The organism is Shewanella sp. 10N.286.51.B7 (assembly GCF_002873615.1).
Classification (GTDB): domain Bacteria; phylum Pseudomonadota; class Gammaproteobacteria; order Enterobacterales; family Shewanellaceae; genus Shewanella; species Shewanella electrodiphila.
On sequence record NZ_MCUF01000029.1, the window covers coordinates 21431 to 46533 of the forward strand.

The following is a 25103-nucleotide window of genomic DNA, read 5'->3' on the forward strand; positions in this document are numbered from 1 at the left end:
GGGTTTAGAACAAAATAAAAAACAAAGTAAGAATCAATAACAACAAGGATGCCCCATGAAAGCACTTTCTCTGGTTTGTGCCAGTATCGCTTTGGCGTTTTCAGGCTTTAGCCATAGCGCAGACATTGACAGAAATAACATTCAACAAATTGGCCCAGTCGCCACTATCACTTCACAAACCTTATCTGCTGGCAGCCATAGTGATGCGTTAACCGCAAACCTTGCCGCAGCGCTGGCACAAGATAATGACGACATCCGCATATTTGGCCAAGACTACCCATGGCAATCAGCAACTGCGGCAGCTGACAAAGGCTGGTTAGGTTATAAAGTGCAGCTGAGTGTGGATCGCTTTACCCAAGGAACCTTAACGGTCAATGGCCTAAATGCACCGAAAATTTATCTCAACGGCACTTTATTTAACGCAGCGAATGAAGCAAAACTTAAACTGCCAAGTGGCGATCATCAAGTCCTTATCCTTGCCGATGGCAACGATACTGAAACCGATTTCAGTCTAGACTGGCAAGGTGAAACCGATATTGATGCGCCAAGCTTTAGCCAAACCAAAACCCAACGGGTATCGGCTGAGCAGTTATTTGACTCTGAAGTCATTACTAGCCTTAACTTATCGCCAAACGGTAAATATTTACTGCAAACCAAAAGTCATTATCCAGCCAACAATGACAACAAACCCGTTGCAGTGACAGAGTTAATAGACACTTCAGATAAAGAAGTTATTTATCGCTGGCAAGACAGCGCACCAGCAAGTGCAGCCTGGTCAAACAACAGCAAGCAGCTAGCATATGTTGCTGATAATCAAATTCAATTGCTGACAGTTTCAGACATCAGTATTGATATCGCAGCAACTGATATGGAAAACGTATCTAACCTGCATTGGTATGGCGACAATGTATTATTCAGCTGGCAAAAACCATTCAAAGCAGACGAAAAAGCCACTAACAAGCGCTTTAAAGCATTAGAAGATAGATGGAGTTACTGGCGTAATAATAGCCAGATTTATTTATTGGACAAAGATTCAGGTTTTATCCGCCAACTGACTGATGGCGAGCTCAGTAGTAATCTAGTCGATAGCCACATCGACAACAACACTCTACTACTCACCCGTAACCCAGTGGATTACAAACAACCTGCCCACGGCCTGACTCAGCTAGTTGAGCTTAATCTTGCTGACTTAACTGAAACCCAGATTGGCGAGTACCGCACCTTTAATTCTGCCACTTATACCGATGACGGTATGTACATCATGGCAGGGCCAGACTTTATGAATGGCTTAGGCGTTCAGGACCCCAAAGTGGTGGTTAATAACTATGACGGTCAGCTTTACTGGCGTGATGCTAACGGTAAGGTCATTGCACTGAGTAAAGACTTTGACCCAGCCATTGGCGGCGCGGCAAAACTCAGTAATGATGACTTAGTATTGCGTGTTGGTGAAGGCGATCGTGGCCAGCTGTATTTGTTTGATTTAAGCAAAAAACGCTTCAGTAAAATTAGCGCTGGCATGGACATGGTTAACCGCTACAGTGTGGCAAGTGACTTATCAAAACCAGTAATCGCTTATGCTGGCACCTCTGCAACAGTGCCGCAAAAAGCCTACTTTATGAAGTCAGGTAAAAAATCGCTACTGTTTGATAGCAAAGCTGCCAGTTATGCGGATACACGCTTAGGTAAAATTGAAGATTTCGATTTCACCAACAAGCATGGACACAACATCGACGGCCGTGTGTATTTACCCGTCGATTTTGACGCCAACAAACAATACCCAGCCTTAGTGTATTACTACGGTGGCACCTCACCTGTAACCCGTAACTTCACAGGTCGCTGGCCATTTAACCTCTGGGCTGCAAAAGGTTACGTGGTATATGTACTCCAACCAAACGGCGCAACCGGTTACGGTCAAGCATTCAGTGGTCGTCATGTTAACGCCTGGGGTGATTACAGTGCTGACGATATTATCGAAGGTACGCAAGCTTTCTTGAAAGAGCACACCTTTGTTGACCCTAAACGTGTAGGTAACATGGGCGCCTCATACGGCGGCTTTATGACCATGTATTTAGCCACTAAAACTGACATTTTTGCAGCATCTATGGCGCACGCAGGGATCAGTAACTTATCGGCTTATTGGGGCCATGGTTGGTGGGGTTACGGCTACTCAGGCGTAGCAAGTAAAGGCAGCTTCCCGTGGAATAATCGCGACTTATACGTAGACCACAGCCCGCTGTATCATGCAGATAAAATCAATACACCGATGTTACTGCTTCACGGCAATGCCGATACTAACGTACCAGTAGGCGAAAGCCATTATATGTACACGGCCCTCAAGATGCTTGATAAGCCAGTTGAACTGATTGAGTTCAATGGGCAAGATCATCACATTAATGGCCGCCAAGCACGCTTTGACTGGTGGGATGCCACATTGGCATGGTTCGATTTACATCTAAAAGATGAACCACAATGGTGGAACACGCTCTACCCTGAAACAAAAGAGTAATAAGCCCTATTATTCATCATTGATAATCATCAAAATCCCTGCTCGATTAAGTGGGGATTTTTTATCTCTGCCTCTTCCTCAAACAGCCGTTTGATGCAAATAACCCACTTAACCATCTCGTTAACTCAATAACCTCCCAATCGATTACGGACTTTAATCACCATAATAATTGGTGATTACGTCTCTTTTTCACAATAGAAAAACACGGCACTATAACTCCATCAAACAGACATTGGAGCTAGATTATGAAAGCCATCGGATACCAACAAAATTTGCCTATTACTGATGTTAGCGCATTACAAGACATTGAACTGCCAACACCAGTTGTGAGTGGCCGAGATATTTTAGTTGAAGTAAAAGCCGTGTCTGTTAACCCAGCAGATTATAAAATTCGCCAAGATATGCCAGCAGAAAAGACCAATGGAAAGTATTAGGCTGGGATGCAGCTGGTATTGTAAAAGCGGTTGGCGATGAAGTGAGTTTATTTAACGTAGGCGATAAAGTGTGGTACGCCGGCGACATCACTCGTACAGGTAGCAATGCACAATTTCAGTTAGTTGATGAACGCATTGTAGGCAAAATGCCAAATAGCCTTTCTTATGCTGAAGCTGCTGCACTTCCTCTTACGACTATTACTGCATGGGAATTACTATTTGATCGATTAGATGTTGAACGCTTACAAGGCCAGCGCCAGCAAGAAAATAGTTCAGATAGTTCTGCGCAAGAGCAGCCTGCTAAAAAACGCATTCTAGTGATTGGTGCAGCTGGAGGCGTAGGCTCAGTAATGGTGCAATTAATTAAGCAGTTAACTAATCTTGAGCTCATTGCAACGGCGTCACGACCTGAAACCGTTTCATGGTTAGAAGATTTAGGCGCTGATCATATTATCAACCATCGTAATCCATTAAGTGAAGAATTTGCCGTGCAATCGTTGGCTGAAGTTGACTATGTGGTGAGTTTAAATAATACCGAGCAACATTTAATCGAAATAGAAAAAGTCATTAAACCTCAAGGCAAGTTCGCCTTAATTGATAACCCTGATACGCTCAATATCATGCCGTTTAAAATGAAGTCGGTATCAGTACATTGGGAAATGATGTTTACTCGCTCTTTATTTAAAACTGAAGATATGCAAGCGCAACATGAGTTACTTAATGCTGTTTCTACTTTGATCGATGATAGCGTCATCAAAACTACGGTTGGCAATCATTTCGGCACTATAAATGCCACAAATTTACGTCAGGCTCATCAATTACTTGAGAGCCAAAAAGCCAAAGGAAAAATCGTTTTAGAAGGCTTTTAGCTTCTCGCATAAGGCGGCGCATAAGTCTTGGGATCAGTTATCGAGCAAGTCATCGAATTTGACCATGACACAATCGCCTATTAAGTACTATTTAATCCACACCACATTGGGCTTACTCAATGCGGCATCAAGGAAATGACGATGTTAAATCAAATTGTAAAATTTACGGTAAAGCCAGAATACCAAGCAGAATTTAAAGCAGCTTTAATGACAAATAAGCAAGGCGCCGCGAATGAAGCTGGCAATGTTGAAATGAAAATGTTTGTTGATAATAGCAATCCAAATGTATTTTTTGCCTATGAACGCTGGGCAGATAAGGCAGCCCTTGAACATCACATGACACTACCGCACACAGCTGCAATGATCGCTTTATTTGAATTGGCACTAGAGCAACCTGTAGAAGTGTTTCATTTAGGCGAAACCAACCCACAGCCTATAGCAATTAAGCCTGCTGATCCTGAAGATGAAGTATTTATTATCTTTTTCATTTTCAAAATCAATCCACAAATGCGCCAGCAATTATTGGCTCAATTTGAAGAGCATATTAAACACTCTCGTACTGAACAAGGTAACTTGTTGTTTGATTTGTACACCGTCGAAGGTGACGACAGCACGTTAGCTGTGTATGAGCATTGGCGCAAGGAATCGGACGTATGGGACATTCACTTTCAGCAGCCTTATGCCAAAATCACTGGCGCCTTGATGGAGCAAGCTGTGGTAGGTGATATGCAGCAATATATGAATTTTGTCACTGAAATATAAATTTATTCAGGTTAAATGGATGAGAGCAGCTAAACTCTCATCGAATATTGGGCTTCAAAGCAGCCCAATTTGCCTCACTTATACATATTTTTATAGCCAGGCATATGATCAAGCCAAAATGGCGGAGTCCCAATATGTTCTTGCACCGCTTTGATAAATTCACTGACTAATAAGGTTTGTTTACGGTGTGGGTAAACGGCATAAATGCCAGTATCTACAGTCGATAAGCCGTGATTGGTCAATAACGGTAACAACTGAGATTGGGTGATTGGCTCATCCAAATTAAACAAATCAATTAAGCTATAACCTAAACCTGATTTCACTGCTTCAATCAATGTGCGCACATCGCTGACTTTGTAATTGCCACGCATTTTATACATCTTGTATTGCTCGCCATGAGGCGCTTCCGTCAGGCACATCTGATCTAAACTGACATTACCATTGCTGTAAATGACAGCTGGTAACTGAATTAACTCCTCAGGAGTTTGCGGTATTCCATGTTGCTCGATAAATGATTCTGATGCCACTATCGCGAAATGGGTTTTAGCAATTTTTTTGGCGATTAAATTTGATTCAGCCAACTTGCCCACTCTAAATGCCACATCAAAGTGATCAGAAATAATATCGGTCCGCTTATCATCAAGTGACAGCGTGACTTTGACATTGGGATACAAGGTCATGAACTTGGCAATCACAGGTTGTAAGTACTGCTGGCCGAAATAAATGGCTGATGAAATACGAATGATGCCTTTGGGTTCTGACTGATAGGAGTCAGCAATATTTTGAATTTGGGTTAAGGTTTCCATCAAATTTTGAGTTTGTTCTAAAATCTCTTCCCCTGCAGAAGTCAGCGAAAAAGAACGTGTAGAACGGTTGAGCAGTTGCACCCCAAGCTCAGTTTCAAGCTTTTTAATCTGCTTCGACAGTAGCGAATTATCCATATCATGCAAGGTGGCAGCTTTTGTAAAAGAACCTTGCTGAACCACATCAAGAAAAAGGGCTAATTGCTTGGTGGTGGATGACATAAGTTAATTCCTATACTGATAAGTGTAGATAAAACAAAGCGTATTAAGCATCGTATTTTATCCATCTTAGCAGCTAAGTCGCGATTGTTGCTGCTCTCAGCCACAACAAACTTGATCTGAAAGACAATAAGGCTCACTTATAATGATTGCAGTGAGCTCTTTATTAATTCATCAAAGCTAACTCATCGAGCGCCTGCCTTTAAGCAGCAATAAAATAAAGTAAATGCCACCAACTATCGACACGATAGTGCCCGCTGCAATTTGCGATGGATAGACTAAGTTTTGCCCTAGCCAATCAGAAAACACCATCAAACTCGCGCCTAGTATTGCCGCCGTGGGCAATTGCATCTCCACTTTTTTCGCGCCCAAAATCACCGCCATGTGCGGCGCTAACAATCCAATGAAAGAAACCGGTCCCATGGTTGCCGTAACCGCAGCACACAATAAAGCCACACAACACAGCAATAACACAAACGCCCGCGGCACATTTAAACCACGCGCTTTAGCAAACTCACGCCCTGTTGAAATCAGCGTCAGCCAACGACATGTGACTAATGCAAAGCCAATCAAACCAATTACAATCGCGGCTAGCATTACTGCCGATGACGGCGTGACTCGGTAGGTTGAGCCCGCAAGCCAACTTAAAATAATGTAGGAGGTTTCATCACCCTTAGCTAAGGCAAACTGCACTATGGCTTCAATCAATGCAGTCAGCGCAATACCAATTAAAATCAGCATTGAAGGCGCGTACTGGTGACGTTTACCCAGTACAAGCAATACCCCTAGCACCGACATACTGCCTAAAAAGGCAATCACAGGTGCGGTGCTAAAGATGTTTAACCCAATAAAAATCGCCCCGCCAACCAATGCCAGCGTTGCCCCTGCAGAAATACCTAAAATATCTGGGCTGGCAAGCGGGTTATAGATCAAACGCTGTAATAACACCCCTGCTACCGCAAGCCCTGCACCAGCAGCAGCTGATGTTATCAATCTTGGCCATTGAATTTGCCAGCCAAAGGCATCAGGGGTTGCCCATATCCAGCTGACTTCTTGTCCGTTTGTCACGCCTTGACCATGAGTGACTTGATTAAACAAGGTAGTAAATAGTCCAAGGGCCACCAAGACAAACAATAAGCCCAATAACTTAGGTTGGCTCATTGCATAATGACTTTTCGGCATTGAAAATGACAATTGATCTTGCGCCGATAGCTTACGGCGGGTGAACCATATTAATGCTGGCGCACCAATCAAGGCTGCCGCGGTACCAGAAGGAACCAGATCAAATGTGAGTACACTTAACCCCACTGCTAAAGCGTCGGTAATCACTAAGATAACGCTGCCTAACAACATGCTATAAAACAGTTCATCTTTAGGGGTTCTTGCCCCAAGTTGACGGGCAATATTAGGCGCCAACAAGCCAATAAAACTAATGACGCCCACAGTGGTAATGCTAGCAGCGACTAACCATAAGCCAATGGCAAATAAACCGAGAATCGCCGGAATAATGTTTAATCCACGAGCTGAAGCACTCGCTTGGCCCATGCGCAATAAAGCCAGTACTCTTGGCGCAAATAAGAAAATCAATATTGCAGCTGACAACTTAGGGAGTAACCATTGCACTTGCTGCCAGCCATTTTGTGCTAAATCGCCCGCGCCCCATATGAATAGGTTTTTAGCATATTGATCATTCAGCAAAATGATCGCCGTTGCTATTGCGCCCAATAGAATATTAACTGCCATACCCGCTAGTACCACAGGTAAGCCTGCAAGGTTACGCACACCTGCAATCAATATCACTAAGCCAAGGGTCAGCATGGCGCCAATTAACGCCGCTACAGAGGCATAATCGCCCACCAGCGTTGGAAACCACACATTCATAATCACTAACGCAAGCCAGGCGCCAGAGGCGGTACCTAAGGTCATCGGTGACACCAGCGGGTTTTGGGTCAATTGCTGCATTAAACTGCCCACTAACCCCAGCATCGCGCCGACCATAATCGCCATGACAATACGAGGTAGTTGAGACTCTACAAACATGATGGCATCAAAATTATCTGCCAATGCTTGTCTGTCAGCAAAATGCATCAATAAACTGAGCTGCTTGGAAACTTGAATTTGGGTATCAATTTGAGCCGACACCAGCACGGCGAGGACCAAGCCAATAAAGGTTAATGCATATCGATTAATTAAAGGCTGACTCATTAAAGCTCTCCTTCAATCGCTGATTTATCAGAGCTCATTAACTCTGCGTCGATGGCCATTGGCGCTGTATTAACTGAATTGGGGGCAATGGCTAATAAGCTTTTAGTCAGGGCTTGTGCCATATATTCAATTGAAATTGCCCCTCCGTAGTTCCATGCTGGGGCAATACTGTTCATCTTGTTATGACGCACAAATGGCATGGCATTCCACATCACGCTCTGGCTAAGTTCAGTTTCTTGGGCAAATGGCTCAAAATACAACGCGACACCATCACCAATATAACGCAGTGATTTTAAACGCTGCTGTTTAAGGCCCCATTGAGTGGCTTCAACTTTTAATGCGGGCTCAATGCCTAATAATTTAAGTGCGTATTGCGCTGTCGAGTTATCACCGTATAAATATACCGAAGTCATACTGGCAAAACGAAATGTACTCACTTTTGGCAAAGTGCCGTTATAGGCACTCAGCAATTGCTGTTTTTGTTCGGCTATCACAGCATGCATTTGAGCAATTCTCGTTTGCGCCTCAGGCTCTTTGCCTAATAGCTTGGCGATGCTCAAAAAGTTATCTAATGCAGCTTGAGCATTATCATGGTGTTCACTGTAGGTTTGAAAAAATAACACTGGCGCGATTTGTTCAAGTCGTGGCAATAAATCTAATTGTGGTGAAGCGATAATAATCACATCAGGTTTCAGCGCTGCCAAACGCTGAAAGTTCGGTTCAACGCGAGTGCCCACATCCATCACCTCATCAGGCACAGCAGGATTCATTACCCACTCTTTGTACCCCGCGACATCAGGCATTGCGATGGGCGTTACGCCTAATTCAAGTACTTGCTCAGCAACATCCCAATTCAACGCGGCAACTCGAGTGGGAATGCTGGCAAACTGCTGAATACCATTGCTATCTTTAATTTCAATTATTGAGTTAGTACTACTGAGCTGATCCGTAAAGCCTTTATGTGGCATCATCAGCACAGCGGTTAAGCACAATAAAACCACGACTCTTAGCATACAATCGCCACCTTATGCGGCTTGCTTGGGTGATCGACTAATGTCACTGGTGTCGCGTATAAATCACTGAGTAAGGTTTCATCTAACAAAATATCGGTATCACCTTGAAAAGCGATTTTGCCTTTCTTTAGTGCAATAATTTGGGTAGCAAAGCGCAGTGCAAGGTTCAAGTCATGCAAAATCACAATCACGCCAACCCCTGTCTCTTTATTAAGACGGCTGAGTAATTCCATTAACTGGTACTGATGCTGAATATCAAGCGCAGAGGTGGGTTCATCTAGAATCATCAATTTGGCTTGCTGCGCCAGTAACATCGCCACCCAGGTACGTTGACGCTCACCACCTGATAACTGTTCCGCTAAAGTATCTTTAAAATCAGAAACGCCGGTTTCTGCCATTGCTTGCTCAATAATCGCTTGGTCTTCATCGCGCCAGCGCCCTAAAGTACCGCGCCATGGAAAACGCCCTAAACGCACTAATTCAGCCACGTTGAGTCCTGCCACCTCAGGCAGTTTTTGTGGCAAATATGCCACAGTACGAGCTAAGTCTTTTGCGCTGTATTTACTTAACGTTTTATCTGCCAAGGTGATTTCACCTTGCTCAGGCTGAAATTGATTGGCAAGTAAATTAACCAGTGTCGACTTACCCGAGCCATTATGCCCAAGGACCACAGTCAGTGCATGAGGGTCAATATTGAGTTGCTCGATATCAAGAATGGTACGTTGATCGCGGATAACTTTGACGTCGTTCAGTTGGTACATTAAACACTCTTCTGTTTTAGCTTGGGACAATTAGCACATTTCTGGCCAGTGACGGTTTTATACACCGAGCAGCAACTTGAACGAGTAAATACTAATTGGTTGGTTATAGGTGATAGCTGAATTTTCTTAAGATGTTCGTCTGGCAATGACAACGCATTTAACCATAATGCCGCCTGCTGACGGATAAAATAGGTTGAAAACTCAGGGTTAGTCTGTTGCAACAAGAGTAGACGATTCAATAAGGCATCTGCAATTAAATGCTCTACAAATCGAGGCCGACAACGGACTGATTGATCTAATTCTTGGCGAAAATGTTCAAAGATAGTCAGTAATTGCTGACCCGCTGCACTCACTAACTGATGGTACTCGCCCGTGCTGCAGTCTGTGCACGAAAAGCAAAATCCTGCCACTACACCGTCTTGATGACGCTGGGACATATTGCATAAATCAGGTAAGGCTTGGCAATGATAAATCGCTGTAATAGCAACATACAGCGGCTGCCAAGTCAGCAAGTCCCAGCTGCGAGTCAACCAATAAGCTTGGCCCGCTTCAGGCGATTGCTGCCTAATACTTTGATGCAGAGAACGAATGTTTTGTAAGTTCGATTGCTGAGATGAAATCAGTGATGAATCGGGAGCGTCAGAAACCAAAATCTCCCCTTTAAGATAAGGAGAGATTTGTTCGCATTGCTGATAAATATCGTTAAAAACAGATAAACTCATTGCATCGCCACTTATTACATTGGTCATTTAGCATTCATTACTAATAGCTTTTATTACTAATAGCTTTTATAAATAAGTAAAACCATAAAACGAGGCTTTCGCCCCGTATTTATGGCTATCGTAAACGCAATTAGAAGTTATATTTGAAGTTTAATTCAACGTTACGTTCTGCGCCGTACCAACAATTCACTGAGTCATAACAGGTGTAGTACTCTTCGTTGAATAGGTTATTAGCAACTAAATTAACGCTAGCACCTAATAAACTGCTGCTGAACTCACCAAGGTCATAACCTACTGATAAATCCACTAAGGTGTATGATTCAACTTGGTCAGTGTTCATCGCGTCCATTTGCATTTCGCCCACATAACGCACACCACCGCCAATACGCATGCCCGCTAGCGCACCATCATCAATGTGGTAGTTAGTCCACAATGATGCTGCATGCTTAGGCACATAAATTGGTTGAGTACCTTGCAAACCGTTACCGCTGTCTTTGGTAATTTCCATATCGATATAGGTGTAATTAACCGCAACATCGACATTGTCATTAACAAACCACTGGCCTTCGAATTCAGCGCCGCGAGATTCAATCTCACCAATTTGCAGTTTATCGCCCCAAGGATCATCAGGGTTTGCCATTAAGGCATCACTTTTAACAATGTTAAAGAATGACAAGGCCGCCGTTTTGCTTTGATCTGCTGAGCCATACTTCAAACCGAACTCAAACTGCTCGCCCATTTCAGGTTTGTAAGTTGAACCATCGGTTTTAGTCCCCGCAACTGGCTCAAAACTGGTGGCATAGCTAACAAATGGCGAAATCCCATTTTCAAACTCGTACATTGCGCCAACGCGGTATGAGAACTCTTGATGATCAGCAGCTGAGTTTGTATCAGCATAATCATCTGAATATTCACTCGATGAGCTGTAGTCATCGTAGCGGCCACCCAAAATCATAATTAGATTGTCGTAGCGCATTTGGTTTTGGAAATACAAACCCGTTTGCTCAACTTTAACGTCATCCGTCGCATCATAAGTCGAAGTTAATTCGGACGGGTTAATCATGTCGTTATTCGGATTAAAGATGTTGAACGTACCAAACTGGCTGGTCATCCCATATTCTGAATAAGCCGAAACACCATCAAGTTTTTGGTAATCAAGACCGAACAACAAGTTATGCTCAACATCACCGGTATAAACTAAACCTGATAATTGGTTATCAATGGTGAAACCTGTTGAGCTTTCTTCAGTACTGTAAATGTTACGATCTAGGATGCCTGTTTCAGGATCAAAGTTATCACCTAAATGGTAAGTATTCTTTTGCGTTAACGTCGCATCCATATAGCGGAAGTTTTGCAAAAAAGACCAGTTATCGTTGAAATCATGATTGATTTTATAACCCGCTAATACAAACTCACGCTCAAACTCAGACCAGTTTTTGTCGCCAGCGAAAGTCGATGAGCTAGTGCTGCCGTTTGGATTGTCATAAATCATGCCTGATGACGGCAATGATGAGTTCATTCCCATTGATGGATCGTTCTGGTAGTACAGATTGAAGTTTACGTAGGTACTGTCTGACACGTTCCAATCAATCGAAGGTGCGAACACAAAACGTTCTTCTTCGGTATGATCAACTTGACCATCTTTGCTGCGCGCTAAGGCAATCACGCGATAAGAAAAATCACTGTCACCAATTTGGCCAGTGGTATCAATAGAGGCTTCGATTAAATTATCAGAACCTGCCGCCACATTCACTTCAGTGCTGCGTGCATCTTGTGGGGTTTTAGCAATCATGTTGACCATGCCACCTGGTGGCATTGAACCGTAAAGTACTGACGTTGGTCCTTTAAACACTTCAACTTGCTCAAGCGCTACAGGGTCAATTTGAGGCTGTAAGTTCCAACCCGTTAGTGACTGCAGTACTAAGCCGTCATAGTAGCTTTGGTTAACATCAAAACCACGAATATTAAAGGTGTCATACATGGTGACAGCGCCACCTTTTTGCTCAGTGGTCACGCCTGGCACATATCGCAGAGCTTGGTTTAATGACTTAACACCGCGTTGCTCAAGTAATTCGCTGTCTATTACAGTGACGCCTTGAGGTGTTTCAAGCGGCGTTAGCGATGTTTTAGTCGCTGTATTTCGATAGGCTTGGCCAAGAACTGTAATGGTTTCAAACTTTGGGATTTCAATCGATAAGTCATTAATGTCTTCAGCTAACACTTGCTGGCTATAAACCATAGATGCGCTCATCGCTGCTGCAACCATGGATAATTTAAATGACTTACTACTGTTAGATGAGACCATACCGCCCTCTGCCTTTTTAACGTTCAATTCCATGTCAGTAAACATGAATACTAATGAGAATGATTATCAAGCGCGGATGATATAGTGTTTCAACTAGATACATTTAACAATTTGGTGCATGAAGGGAGGAATTTATAAAATAAATGTTATTTCGAGAGAAGTGTCACACTTACAAGATGCAAAGAGAGAGGCAATAGAAGTAAATTAAGTCACGCTTTTAATCGGCAGCCAATACTCCATATGGGAAGGTTCATCCGTGTTGATACTTAGGGCACCATAATGCTCTAAATCAAAACCATCAACGCCCTCAAAACCTGATTGAGGTAACCAGTCACAAATTAACCATTCAACTAGCTGACCAAAACCGCTTAGCAAGCCATGATAAGACACCACTGCATATTCTTGGCTTGGTATTGTTAAACAGGTTAATTGCTCCGACTCGACTAACGCCTGAATAGCCAAAGGCAACTCATTATCGACCTTAAGCGCAGCCCAGTAATGCAGGTCTTTAGGTAATCGGGTATCAACAACGCCAATCATTTGCGCCGTTAAAGCCCCTTCATCGTCAATCAGATTGAATAACGACGCCCATGTAATCGGCACTATGGTCGCAAAATTCGGCGCCTCAGCCAGTAAACCATTCACAGGAGTAGATACACCATAAACGGTAAAGCCCGGCCTATGTTCAATACGGGTTTGTAATGAGGTGCTATCAATAAAGTGCTCAGCGCGTTGAGTTATCGCATTGCGCAAGCCGACTTTGGTACCACGTCTGCGATATTGGCTAGGGCTAAGCCCAAAAAGTTGCTTAAAAGAACGACTAAAACTCACCTCTGAGGTAAAGCCAAATTGATAGGCAATATCCAACATTCGATCATCAGTAGTCACTACTTTACCTGCAGCCAGACTTAACTTTAGTTCTCGAACATACTGCGCCACATTCAAGCCCGTTTGCTGCTGAAAAATACGTTGTAATTGCCAGCGAGAAAGCTGGCACACTTCAGCAAGCTCATCTAAGCCGAGCGTCTTATCACTATTGTGATGAATATAATCAAGCACGCGTTCTATTCGGCTATAAGGCGATTGGCCTTTCATAAAATCTATCCAAAATCTCAAATGATACAAATAATAGGGTGACACGATGAAATATCAGTAAGTCATTATTATGTATAGCAAGTTAACACTTAAACATAAAGCTCGAAGGCTATTTAGCACATGCCATGATGGTTATTTATCGTTCTGCCACTTCAATCTCACCAAAAAAATTATAACGATAAATCATAGAGGTAAGCAGTCACAACCTTATTTTTGAACACTTGTTCAAAATATAACTTGAACGAACGTTCAAATTAAAGGTATAGTATTTCCATACCGAGCGATTAACCCCGGCACTTTTTTAAATGACATCCTATTTTAGGGTTTTGTCAGCTTAAGCCCTATTAAATAAAAATTGGAGTAATACCATGAGCAAATTTACTATTCACAGTATCGAGACTGCACCACAAGCAAGTAAGGCCATGCTAGAAGGTTCTCAAAAAGCCTATGGTATGGTGCCAAATCTGCACGGTGTGTTAGCTGAATCACCAGCAACATTTGAAGCGTATCAGTCACTGCATAACCTCTTCACTCAGTCATCTTTTGATGCTGAAGAGTTAACGGTCGTATGGCAAACCATCAATGTTGAGCATGAGTGTACTTATTGCGTACCGGCTCACACTGGGATTGCTCACTCAATGAAGGTCGATGCTGCGTTAACTGAAGCATTAAGAAACAGTGACGCAATGCCTACAGCTAAACTGCAAGCGCTGCATGACACCACATTATTAATGGTGCGCAATCGTGGCGTGTTATCTGACGCAGAAATGGAAGCCTTTTTTGCAGCTGGTTATGGCCAACAACAATTACTGGAAATCATTTTAGGCTTATCGCAAAAAGTGATCAGTAACTATGTAAACCATGTTGCTAAAACCCCCGTTGATAAGCCATTCCAACAGTTTAACTGGCAAGCGACTAAGTAAATAACATACTAGAAAAGAGTGGTGCATTATCCACTCTTTAATGTTTTACTGCCCCCTCTTTCTATTCAGCAGTATAAGGTCTTTTATGTCGACAAAAATTAAACTCGACGTTGTCTCAGACGTCGTATGTCCATGGTGCATCATTGGTTACAACAGCTTAAACCAGGCGATTGTTGAACTCGGTATTGAAGATCAAATTGAGCTTGAATGGCAACCGTTCGAACTCAATCCCGATATGCCAGCAGAAGGGGAAAACTTACGTGATCACGTTGCGCGTAAATACGGTTCTAGCGCACAAGATAGCGCTAAAGCTCGAGAAAACATCACCCAACGTGGCGCCGAACAAGGGTTTGCATTTAACTTTAATGACGATTCAAAAATCGTTAACACCTTTGATGCTCATATTTTACTGGATTATGCCAAATCTCAAGGTAAGCAAACAGAGCTAAAACTGCGTTTATTCAGTGCCTATTTTACCGAGCATAAAGATGTCTCCGACAGAAATGTACTAGCCAGTGAAGTTGCCGCAGTCGGCCTAAATTCCGACGAAGCCATGGCATTACTGGATAACCCAGAAGTCAGAGCACATCTAAAAGCAGAAAAAGATCAATGGACCGCGGCAGGTATATCGTCTGTTCCGACGGTCGTGTTTAATCGCACCAGCGCATTAAATGGCGCTCACCCAGTTGAGACTTACAAGCAAGTGCTGACTGAGCTGCTCGCTAAACAATAGCAATCGGCAATTTGCAATCGCAATTCGCCAACAGTGAACTTGCAAATCCCCCTTAACAGCAGCTCATTGAGCTGCTGTTTATCTATATTCATCGCAATAAATAGACCATAAATTTCTACTCAATTTTTTGCACTATAATTAAATTCTTCATGAACGTATGACGGACTGATCAATGAATAAAAAAACAATACTTGATCCCAAAGCTTTCCTACTTGATAAACCTAATGAGCTAATTTCGCTCGATAAATGGCAAAAAACAGTCAACCTTCTCGCCAAAGTGTTTCATGCTCCCGCGGGCTTTTTAGTCCAATACACTCCTGATGGGTTTCAAGTCACTATTGCCAGTCAACAAAGCAGCAACCCTTACGCAGCCGGTATTATCATTGAACCTGAAGCCAATATATTTTGCCGCAGGATCGTTGAAACAGGTGAGCCACTTTATGTTGCCAATGCCCCTATTGATCCCTGCTGGGATACCAACCCCGAAGTCCATAATGATGGCTTTACTTCATACTTAGGTGTACCGGTTTTTTGGCCCGACGGCACGCCTTTCGGCACTTTTTGTGTGATGGACTACGACCAAACAGAATATGAACCCAGCTATCTGGAGCTCATTGAACAGTTAAAAGATATCCTTGAATCCGATCTCACCTTAATCGACCTATATGGCCGAATGCAGCAACTTGCGATTACCGATCCGCTATCAGAAATTAATAACCGCCGAGGCTTTGAAGTCTTAGGTAAACAACGCATATCTTTAGCAAAACGCAATCAAGCCAAACTAGGGTTATGCTATTTAGATGTGGATAACTTTAAACAGATCAATGACCAATTTGGCCATAAAGTGGGAGATGAATTAATCCAACATATCGGTGTGGTGTTAAAAGCAACTGTGCGTCAAAGCGACGTTATTGGCCGCATTGGTGGCGATGAATTTGTCGCATTAGTGCTATTAGAAAATAAGAACGACCAAACGGTGATCAAACAGCGATTACAGAAAGGTTTTTTATCGGCCAGACACAGCCCTAATCTACCTGATTACAGTGTTTCCATCGGCATTATTGACGTGGATCTTAATACTGACTTTGTTGAACTACTCGATAAAGCAGATCAGGAAATGCTAAAAAATAAAAAGCCAGTTTAGCTAACTAAACTGGCTTTAATGTCATTGATTAAGTGGCTCTATTTTTACCAATAATGGCTATTAGCAAAGCGATATTATCGCCAAACGCCCCACTCACCTGTCGTGCCAGGTTGCTCACCTTGGGTCCACCATTTCGCTGTCCAAGTTCGGCCATCAAACGTTACTGTATCCCCTTCAACATAAACCTTATCCGCATCCCAATCACCTTCAACTGGAGGAACTTCAGGCGTTTCTTCTTCACCGATTACAGTGAATCCATATACTGAACTGTCACTTCCTTCGTTGTTTGATACCGTTAATCTAAACGACAATTCATGCTCACCTTGGCTATCTAATTGCTCAGTATTAACCATTAGTTCGCTATACAAACCTTGCTCAACATTTACGGCAGGACCACTTAATTGCGCCCATTGCACACTATCAAACTCACCTTGGGTATTATGTGGATGAAGCACGACTACAGTACCGTGCTCTACCTCAGCAATTTCAATTTCTTGTAAAGCCTGTGGCGTGATAACAGCTTTTAATTGTGGGTCAATTTCTTCAGCAACAATACTGAATACACCTGAAGCGTTTTCACTTTTTGAGTTGAAGTAATTGGCATGTAGGTTATCTCTAAAATACATGTAGTGATTCATTTCAGCATGCCAATCACCAATAAACACATGACCACTGTGATTAGTTTCGTAGTAGCCACTGATTTGCGATGCTAATAAGCGATCCCAATCGAGTTGATTATCAGTAGTGATTTTAATGCTAAATGAGTTATGTACTTCACCATATTGATTCAGCACGTCATATTTAACCGACTCACCGATTTGAGGGGTATTAATGCTGATGTCACTCGGGATAAATTGCTCACCTTTATTTAAGTAAGGTAAGCCTGGATCAACCGGAGGCTGTTCATCACCAGTAATGGTAATGTCGCTACAGTTATAGAAACCTTCACCGACAGGGTCGATACGCTGCCATCTTGTATACAACACGGCATCACCACTGCGATCTGCTGGAATAGTCACGTTCATGCGATACTTTTTATCAGCACCTACAGTAATATCACCGTACTCTTGAATTAATTCTAAATCATCCCACTTAAGAGTTTGGGATACATCAACACCGGGTTTTGTTAGATAGATTTCCCAGTATGACGGGTTATGTGGCGCTGTTGCATTGAAAACAAATTCAAACGTCCCTGGCGCGATTTCAGTGCGCGTCCAGTCTGAATGCGCGATACCTAGACCACTTTTTTGCGAGTCATTGGCATAACATAATGAACCGTCTGGAATGGCTGCTTTAACAATGTTTTGATCAAGGTAATCTGGCGCTTGAATGTTAATAGCCACTTCATTACGTTGAATAAATGGGTAGGTGCCCGACTCTTGCAGTGCCGCAGCACAAGCTGCATTAGGTGGATTACCAGTCCAAAGTCCACCTTGCTCATAACAGATTGATTGTCTCGCCTCAGGAAACTCTACCCAGCCATGAGCTTGAACTGTAGTAGGCACGATGAAATACATGGCAGTAAGAATTGATGAAAGTTTAAATATTTGCTTTGACACAGCAAGTCACTCCTTGGGAGTTAAAGAGATAAAGTAAAATAAGGAAAAAGACTAAATGGAGTGAACTATAGGAGCTGATACTCTGATAAAGTCGAAGCAATTATCTAGCGTAATAATCACTGTTTCAACTAGCAATATTTTGACACCTACGTCAAAGTGTAAATTATGCTAATCCATTGAATTTTAATAGAATAAACTAAAGAGTATCAGCTTAGTTACAGCATTTTATTTCATTATTGACACCAAACTAAAGAATCAAATAATTTCATCTATCTCAATGAATTATAAAACAAAAAATAATTGACGCGTTAGTCGAGAATTAGATGTTATTGACGAGTCATGAGCTAACGTCAAAAGTCGGTATTAGCGCTTTGCTTAAACTCATAACTTCAACTTACTTCATTGGATGTCACAATCTAATATGGGAGGCTTCTACCCTTGCCACATTTGAGACATCGAAGAACGTTGCACAATTAAAGAGTAAGCATCCACTGTTTAGTAAAATTAAGGCAGAACTGTCAAAGATGGTTTAGTTTTTTTCTAATAAAATACAATGTATTGTTGAAGTGGTATAAAGCATCATTGCACTTAATAAAGTGAGCTTAACCAAGTAATAAAGCAATGGAAGGTAAGTTTATCAATGGATAATGATAGGTTTTCAGAATTAGACTGGCTAAGAGTCATTTTAATTTTTGGCGTTTTTTTACATCATGTTTTTATGCCATTCAATGGTGATGGTTGGCATGTGATGAACAATGAGTCGAGCAAATTACTTGACGATATCATGGTTTATTTTGAGCAATTACGCTTACCTTCTCTATTCTTTATAGCCGGTGCTGGCAGTTTGTTATTATTGAAAAAACTGCCCGCTAGCAAGTTTTTACTAAGCAAATTCCACCGTTTATTTGTCCCTTTAATTATTGGCATGATACTCATTGTGCCGCCACAAATTTATTATGAACATATTAATGATTATAAAAATTTAACTACCGCTTACCAGCAATTAGCGCTTTCATTTAACGCGAATCATTTGTGGTTTATTGAGTTTCTAATTGTGTTTATGGTGCTCGCAATTCCGCTGAATAAGATTCTACATTCTCAAACTGGAAATGCTTTTATTCGCGTCATCGAACACATTACTAAGTCTAGATATGGGTTGTTTTCGTTAGTGATTACTCTAATTATCATCCGATTAGGCTGCAAGCATTGGATGCCTTCACAAGATCATAATATTGAAAACCTATCTATTTCTTTGTTCTATTTCTTTTTCTTTCTAGCAGGTATGTGCTTTATAAACAGCCCCCAAATATGGCAGTCACTACGCGAAAGTCGAAAACTAAACTTAATCATTTTTATGCTGAGTTCAGTAGTTTTCTATGGGTATTACTATTCACCAGATCTCAGTGAGTACGCTTCACTAGCAGTTCGCTGGCAGATTTGGTGGTTAGTCTGCACTCTAGTGTCATGGTCGGGGTTATTAGCATTATTTGGCTATGCAAGCGCCATTTGTAGTAGCACACCCAAATGGCTGCGCACCACTAACGAATTGATTTACCCCTTCTACATTTTGCATCAAACCATCATCGTGGTTTTTGCTTTCTATATCGTTCAGTGGGATGCTGGCATTGCTATAAAATCAATATCAGTTTTACTCCTATCGCTAATAACCTGCAGCACAATTTGTTACTTCCTAATTAGGCCACTTAATATCACACGCTACATGTTTGGTTTAAAAGTACTTAAATAAAAATGCAATTGCCTGCATAAGGTTCATACGTTCCCATTGAAACGACAGAAATGCACTGCAGACTCTTTATGATGACTAGGATTTAAGCCTGACGGCTTTATTGGTCGTTGTAACGTAACCCTATTGATATTGGCTAATTTATCTAAACCCACAACTTCAATCTAATCTATTGCCTGCCGCAGGCTTATGTGCTGATACAACTGCTAGACGCTACACGTTTTATAGAAATCAAAAGGTCCCTGAAAGCTCTGCCAAAACATCGATGTTTTGGTCAAATTTGTTCCCGACAATAATGACATTCCTGCCATCCTTGGCAGTCAGAAGCTCGCTGCTGCATCTACACTGGGATTTCTGTCTCTTCGATTTAACTTTATATGTAGAAGAAAAAAGATAAAAACACAAATATCAATAGTTTTACCTGCCCAAAAATTCCATTTGAATTGAGGACGTTGAAGAAAATAGCGTGAGCCTGACAGGACGTCAGGCTAGCTTTCGAGGTGCAGGGATGCACCATCGGAAGCGTTAGCATTTTCGAAGAAGGCCGAAGCAGTAATCAAACAAAGTCAAAAGCTGGATCAATCCCCATCGAAAATCATGCGCTTTTCAGCATTTTTCGTCGGGGCGCTGAGGGTTTGTTAAGGGGTACTAGCGCTTTACCCCTTGACTCTGGTGTGGGCGAAGCGCCACGACTTTCAAACTAAAACTATTCATTTAAAAGGGTTTTATCGATTCAATTTATCCCATCCAACTACCAATCCCTTCCAATTAACTATTAACGATTAACTATTAACTACCCAGTGCTTCATCAAACCCATCTAGCTCAATCACTTCCCCTGCATCCATATCATCAATATGGATATCCCCAATCCGTACTCTCACTAATCGCAATGTTGCAAACCCCACTGCAGCTGTCATTTTACGTATTTGACGATTCTTGCCTTCACACAAAGTAATTGATACCCAGCTGGTTGGCCCATGTCTTGGGTCGCGGATTTTACGCCCTCGACTCGGTAATTCTGGGTCGGCTTTTAACTTAAAGGCTTTGCAAGGTAAGGTGAGATATTTACTGCCATTTATGCCAATTTCAACGCCGCTTTGTAACAGTAAAATCGCCTCAGGGGTAATATCACCGTCAACCTGCACATAGTATTCTTTCTCGATGCCTTTACTGCGAACCTTATGACTCATCATGCCGTCTGTTGTCAGTAGCAACAGTCCTTCTGAGTCATGGTCTAATCGGCCAATTGCCATGGTTTTTTCAGGAAAAGCATGCAGCTCCCCCAGTAAGTGCTTTTTCTTACGAGTTTCAGGCACAAACTGACTTAAAAAACCAAAGGGTTTAAAGATTTTAAAATGCTGATGAGTTTGGGTTGTTTCAGAATTTGGCGCTTGTTCTGAAGCAGTAACTTCAGTTAACCCAGCTTGGTTAATGGTCGGCATTTAGCTGTGCTCGTTGTTGCAATATGATGGGAGTGAGTAGCTAGTATAAAGCGAGATGACTTAGGATGCACAGAGCACTACCCAAGCAGGCTTGTACTCTGTGATTCAATGACGGAGTTTGATGGTTATGCTGGGTACTTGATCCGCAGTAAACCTGCGAGCGAAAATGAAGGTGGTATTCACAGTGGCCAAGGTATTTTAGACTCACTCACCTTAACTGACTCCTAAACTGCATGCGTTAATTAGCTTTTTATTCATCAGAGGCTAATTTCTCAGACAAGCCTTGTAAACTATTAACGACCCGTGTCGGCTTAATCTCCCACGGGTCAAATATAGCTTGAGGACTACGCTGAACCCATGCGGCGTACATGCCAGCTGATATGGCGCCAGTCACATCAAATGGGTTACTGGAGATGAGCCATGTGTTAGCTGCAACACTGTCTGCTCGGCTTAAAAAGTGCTGATAAATAGCAGGGTTAGGCTTAAAGGTTTGAATTTCATCAGCGCTCACTACACCTTCAAAAAATTCTGCAATACCTGCCGAGGTTAATAAGGTTTCAACCGCTTCATTAGTGCCATTTGAGAAAGCAAATAAACGATACCCTTCGGCTTTAAGGGCAAGCAAGCTGGGTTTAACGTCATCAAATGCTGGCAAGGTTTTATAGCTTTCGAGTAAGGTATGTTTTTGAGCTTGAGTTAATTCGATTTGATAATACAGGCAGCTATAATCTAGCGCTTGGCGGGTACACTCACTAAAAGGAACATAGTTTTTCATCAACCCTCGACGAAAAGAATACTCTAATTGTTTCTCACGCCAGGTAGTGGAAAATAAATAAGCTTTGTCACCCATCATAGTGTGCAACTGCGCTAATACACCATGGGTATTAATTAAGGTGCCATAAACATCAAATGCGAGTGTTGTAGCCATGCTAGCTCCCCAAAAAAGCCATCAATAGGCTAGGCGTTTAATTTAACAGAAAATGGTTAACGACATGCTTTTAGCTGTGAGCTATCAAAAACAGCATCGATTAGATCTTGAATCGTTTTATCGTCTTGATTCGCATGTGCATAGGTTCTTATACCTATAATTTGCACCTGAATAAAACGCGCTAATGCTTGTGGATCTTGTTTAGCATCTAGCTCGCCCAATGCTTGTGCTTCAGATAATAACGCGGCAAATTCTGACTCAACCATTGCTAATGCATTTTTGGTTTCTGCTAATAAATCGGCATTATCTTCAGTTAATTCTGCAACTGTTTTCACCAACATACACATACCGCTCGGGGCTGCAGGTTTATTACAAATGACAGAGCGTTCAATAAACAGTTTTAATGCTTTTATTGGCGAGCCAGCATCGACGCGACACTTCGCTAGCATCTCAACACCCATTTGAGCATAGTATTGTAAAGCCTCTTTAAACAGTCCTTCTTTACTACCAAAGCTGGCATAAATACTACCAGGGCGTAGATCGATCACTTCTTGCAGGTTGCGCATTGAAGTGGCGTGAAAACCTTTTTTCCAATATAGGTTGGCCGCTTTTTGAATCGTTTCGTCACGATTGAACTTGGCTGGTTTACTCATAAAACTCCCCTTATCACGGACTCTCACAACGTACTTTCATCACGTATTAAGGTCAATGTTTTGAACGATTGCTCAATTTTATAATGAACGACTGTTCAAGTCTAGTGAGCGTTAACCATGATTTACTATGACCTATAACAGCTGCACTGGCAGTTTTGGGATTTATCTGATTTAATCACCTTAATCACCTTAATCACCTTAATCACTTTAATAAATGACGCAACTTGGTGCCAAGGCTCAAACAACTGAACTTCAATAACCATCAGGCCAAATTTCAATCTAGGCCATTATCCCCAATGACACTATCGATAGTGTTAATGGTATTGCTGTGTCAGTTATTTACCATCAGTGCGGCATTCTCAGTGCAATACCCTCATGGGGAGCACCCATCAGGCATTGTGCTTGCTCATCATCATACCGATTTATCACAGCATACTCATCCTTACCAAGAGGCTGAGAATACCCTTAACATGCCCTTTAATGCCACTGAGTCACAGGCTGAGATATTGGCGACGAATAACCTTGCTCAATCTGCTGACCATGAACATTCTAATCAGTCACTCTCAGCGGCTCATCCACCATTTGAATCCCTATTTGTCGCTGAATTTACCCATACCAATACGCTTTCTGATGATGAAATACATTATCAAAGTTACCAATTTGCTCCCCCAATCCCGCCACCACATCAATAAGTCAGCGACTTTATAATCATATTCATAATAAGAGTGATTTAACTGACTGCGCATTCATCAAGGCCAAACTGAGTTATTTCAGCAGGGCTTCAATGATTGAGCTCAGTCGTAAAGTGATATTTATAACGCGCATTTGTGCGTGACTTATTGGAGTTACAACAATGAGCCAACCACTGGCCACAGCCATAAAAATGGCTGTGATATTCATGGGGCTTTTCGCTTCATTTTCCTTATTTGCCCACGGAGTAGATGAAACTACTCGACAGTTTTTAACCCAAAATCAAGGGGTATCAATACTGCCCTTTATCTATATTGGCGCTAAACATATGGTGACAGGTTACGATCACTTACTGTTTCTAGTAGGAGTGATTTTCTTTTTATATCGTGCCAAGGATGTCCTGTTATATGTCAGCCTTTTCACCTTAGGTCATAGTGTTACTTTATTGTGGGGCGTATTTAACGACATCAATATCAATGCCTATTTAATCGATGCCATTATTGGGTTTTCTATTATTTATAAAGGTTTTGATAACTTGGGAGGTTTTAAACGTTTATGGGGAATTCAGCCCAATACCAAACTGGCCGTACTAATTTTTGGCTTGTTTCACGGCTTTGGTTTAGCCACCAAAATACAAGAATTTAATTTGCCGCAAGATGGTTTAGTCACCAACATTATTGCGTTTAATGTCGGTGTCGAAATAGGTCAATTCATGGCCCTAGCCTTGGTGTTAATTCTAATGAGTGCATGGCGTCGAAGTCCGAGTTTTATGCGTTTTTCAGTCGCGACTAACACTGGGTTAATGAGCGCAGGCCTTATGCTCGTGGGCTTTCAACTAACGGGGTATTTCGTCAGTTAATGGCGTTATTAGCTTAATTATCCACACGCTTTACCCATAACGTTAATAAATTGATTTAAAAAGGATTGACCATGCAACATTCTGACAATAATGACGTGCAAGTGCAGTCAACAGCCACACTAATCAAAGCCAGCGTCATCGCTACCGTTATCGGTATTTTAGTACTCGCGGTCGCCATATTACCTGCTGAATACAGCATCGATCCGACCGGTATTGGCACAGCCTTAGGGTTAACCAAAATAGCTCAAGCAGCTGAAATAGGGACTGTTGAAAATGCAGGAAGTGTGATTAATGAAGAAAGTGTAGATGGTATTGAGAGTGCAGAATTAGTCATTGTCACCGCGCCCTTAGTTGCCGACATTAAACAAGCCCGAAAAACGTCAGCGGTAAGATCGGATAGCGTCAATGTGGTTATTCCTGCAGGCAAAGGCTTGGAATATAAATTACTGCTCAATCAATTTACTCATTTAACCTATCAATGGCACACCCTTGATGAAGCCCCGTTGTTTTTTGACTTTCACGGTGAGCCCCAAGGCGATACCACTGGCTATTATGAAAGCTACAACATTAGTACTGCAAATAAAGTGACTGGCTCATTAACCACCCCTTTTGCAGGTGCCCATGGTTGGTATTGGAAAAACACCAGCGATGCTGCCATTACCGTGGTACTCAGCACGACTGGGGCCTATAACATTAAAGGCTGATTGGCTTAATGGTTAGTGGTTAGTGGTTA

Annotated in this window: 20 protein-coding genes and 2 pseudogenes; 11 read left to right on the top strand and 11 right to left on the bottom strand. The window is 42.1% G+C overall.

The window, feature by feature from the left end:
* Positions 1-55 precede the first annotated feature (55 nt).
* The 3 genes and pseudogenes from BCU84_RS08470 (at position 56) to BCU84_RS08480 (ending at position 4571) form a co-directional block, all read left to right on the top strand.
* On the top strand, positions 56-2506 hold the full coding sequence (locus BCU84_RS08470; RefSeq protein ID WP_102527657.1) for a prolyl oligopeptidase family serine peptidase: 2451 nt from the start codon (positions 56-58) through the stop codon (positions 2504-2506).
* Between the two features lie 245 nt (positions 2507-2751).
* Positions 2752-3809: pseudogene (locus tag BCU84_RS08475) on the top strand (zinc-binding alcohol dehydrogenase family protein).
* Between the two features lie 141 nt (positions 3810-3950).
* Positions 3951-4571 carry an antibiotic biosynthesis monooxygenase gene (locus BCU84_RS08480; RefSeq protein WP_102527658.1) on the top strand — a complete coding sequence of 207 codons (621 nt, stop codon included), beginning with the start codon at positions 3951-3953 and terminating at the stop codon, positions 4569-4571.
* 74 nt (positions 4572-4645) lie between these two features.
* Here BCU84_RS08480 and BCU84_RS08485 read toward each other — a convergent pair whose 3' ends face one another.
* The 7 genes from BCU84_RS08485 to BCU84_RS08515 form a co-directional block, all read right to left on the bottom strand.
* Positions 4646-5596, bottom strand: coding sequence for a LysR family transcriptional regulator (locus BCU84_RS08485; RefSeq protein ID WP_102527659.1), 951 nt, complete (start codon positions 5594-5596; stop codon positions 4646-4648).
* Between the two features lie 177 nt (positions 5597-5773).
* Complete coding sequence (gene fhuB, locus BCU84_RS08490) at positions 5774-7798, bottom strand: Fe(3+)-hydroxamate ABC transporter permease FhuB (RefSeq protein WP_102527660.1); 2025 nt, start codon at positions 7796-7798, stop codon at positions 5774-5776.
* Positions 7798-8811: an iron-siderophore ABC transporter substrate-binding protein gene (locus BCU84_RS08495; protein ID WP_102527661.1), complete on the bottom strand. Its 1014-nt coding sequence runs from the start codon at positions 8809-8811 to the stop codon at positions 7798-7800. The genes fhuB and BCU84_RS08495 overlap by 1 nt, the downstream gene beginning before the upstream one ends.
* Positions 8805-9572 (bottom strand): ABC transporter ATP-binding protein, encoded by a 768-nt coding sequence (locus tag BCU84_RS08500; RefSeq protein WP_102527662.1) that lies wholly within the window; start codon positions 9570-9572, stop codon positions 8805-8807. Before BCU84_RS08500 ends, BCU84_RS08495 begins: the two co-directional genes overlap by 7 nt.
* On the bottom strand, positions 9572-10321 hold the full coding sequence (locus tag BCU84_RS08505; RefSeq protein WP_102527663.1) for a siderophore ferric iron reductase: 750 nt from the start codon (positions 10319-10321) through the stop codon (positions 9572-9574). The genes BCU84_RS08500 and BCU84_RS08505 overlap by 1 nt, the downstream gene beginning before the upstream one ends.
* A 103-nt stretch (positions 10322-10424) precedes the next feature.
* A complete protein-coding gene (locus BCU84_RS08510; RefSeq protein ID WP_198589550.1) occupies positions 10425-12632 on the bottom strand; it encodes a TonB-dependent siderophore receptor in 2208 nt (735 codons plus the stop codon).
* 171 nt (positions 12633-12803) lie between these two features.
* Positions 12804-13694, bottom strand: a complete 891-nt coding sequence (locus BCU84_RS08515; RefSeq protein WP_102527665.1) for an AraC family transcriptional regulator — start codon at positions 13692-13694, stop codon at positions 12804-12806.
* A gap of 368 nt (positions 13695-14062) precedes the next feature.
* Between BCU84_RS08515 and BCU84_RS08520 the strand changes: the two genes are divergently transcribed.
* The 3 genes from BCU84_RS08520 (at position 14063) to BCU84_RS08530 (ending at position 16494) form a co-directional block, all read left to right on the top strand.
* A complete protein-coding gene (locus BCU84_RS08520; RefSeq protein WP_102527666.1) occupies positions 14063-14617 on the top strand; it encodes a carboxymuconolactone decarboxylase family protein in 555 nt (184 codons plus the stop codon).
* Between the two features lie 85 nt (positions 14618-14702).
* Positions 14703-15350 (top strand): DsbA family oxidoreductase, encoded by a 648-nt coding sequence (locus tag BCU84_RS08525; RefSeq protein WP_102527667.1) that lies wholly within the window; start codon positions 14703-14705, stop codon positions 15348-15350.
* Positions 15351-15522: 172 nt separating this feature from the next.
* Positions 15523-16494 (top strand): sensor domain-containing diguanylate cyclase, encoded by a 972-nt coding sequence (locus BCU84_RS08530; protein WP_102527668.1) that lies wholly within the window; start codon positions 15523-15525, stop codon positions 16492-16494.
* A gap of 74 nt (positions 16495-16568) precedes the next feature.
* Here the strand turns inward: BCU84_RS08530 and BCU84_RS20975 are convergent, their stop codons facing one another.
* Positions 16569-18053, bottom strand: coding sequence for a lytic polysaccharide monooxygenase (locus BCU84_RS20975; RefSeq protein WP_241906391.1), 1485 nt, complete (start codon positions 18051-18053; stop codon positions 16569-16571).
* 640 nt (positions 18054-18693) lie between these two features.
* Here BCU84_RS20975 and BCU84_RS08540 point away from each other — a divergent pair.
* Positions 18694-19800, top strand: coding sequence for an acyltransferase (locus tag BCU84_RS08540; protein WP_102527669.1), 1107 nt, complete (start codon positions 18694-18696; stop codon positions 19798-19800).
* Between the two features lie 786 nt (positions 19801-20586).
* On the opposite strand, the gene BCU84_RS08545 is transcribed toward BCU84_RS08540, so the two are convergent.
* Positions 20587-21240, bottom strand: a complete 654-nt coding sequence (locus BCU84_RS08545) for a pseudouridine synthase (protein WP_102527670.1) — start codon at positions 21238-21240, stop codon at positions 20587-20589.
* Between the two features lie 111 nt (positions 21241-21351).
* On the opposite strand from BCU84_RS08545, the pseudogene BCU84_RS20605 reads away from it, so the two are divergent.
* Positions 21352-21468, top strand: a pseudogene (locus tag BCU84_RS20605) (hypothetical protein); the annotation flags it as partial.
* Between the two features lie 22 nt (positions 21469-21490).
* Here the strand turns inward: BCU84_RS20605 and BCU84_RS08550 are convergent.
* Positions 21491-22168: a haloacid dehalogenase type II gene (locus BCU84_RS08550; protein ID WP_102527671.1), complete on the bottom strand. Its 678-nt coding sequence runs from the start codon at positions 22166-22168 to the stop codon at positions 21491-21493.
* 56 nt (positions 22169-22224) lie between these two features.
* Complete coding sequence (locus BCU84_RS08555) at positions 22225-22821, bottom strand: TetR/AcrR family transcriptional regulator (RefSeq protein ID WP_102527672.1); 597 nt, start codon at positions 22819-22821, stop codon at positions 22225-22227.
* A gap of 296 nt (positions 22822-23117) precedes the next feature.
* Here BCU84_RS08555 and BCU84_RS08560 point away from each other — a divergent pair, with 296 nt between their 5' ends.
* From BCU84_RS08560 to BCU84_RS08570, 3 genes are all read left to right on the top strand, one after another.
* Complete coding sequence (locus BCU84_RS08560; protein ID WP_102527673.1) at positions 23118-23513, top strand: hypothetical protein; 396 nt, start codon at positions 23118-23120, stop codon at positions 23511-23513.
* Positions 23514-23674: 161 nt separating this feature from the next.
* On the top strand, positions 23675-24370 hold the full coding sequence (locus BCU84_RS08565) for a HupE/UreJ family protein (RefSeq protein WP_102527674.1): 696 nt from the start codon (positions 23675-23677) through the stop codon (positions 24368-24370).
* A 71-nt stretch (positions 24371-24441) separates the two neighbouring features.
* Positions 24442-25074, top strand: coding sequence for a hypothetical protein (locus BCU84_RS08570; RefSeq protein WP_102527675.1), 633 nt, complete (start codon positions 24442-24444; stop codon positions 25072-25074).
* Positions 25075-25103: the final 29 nt, after the last annotated feature.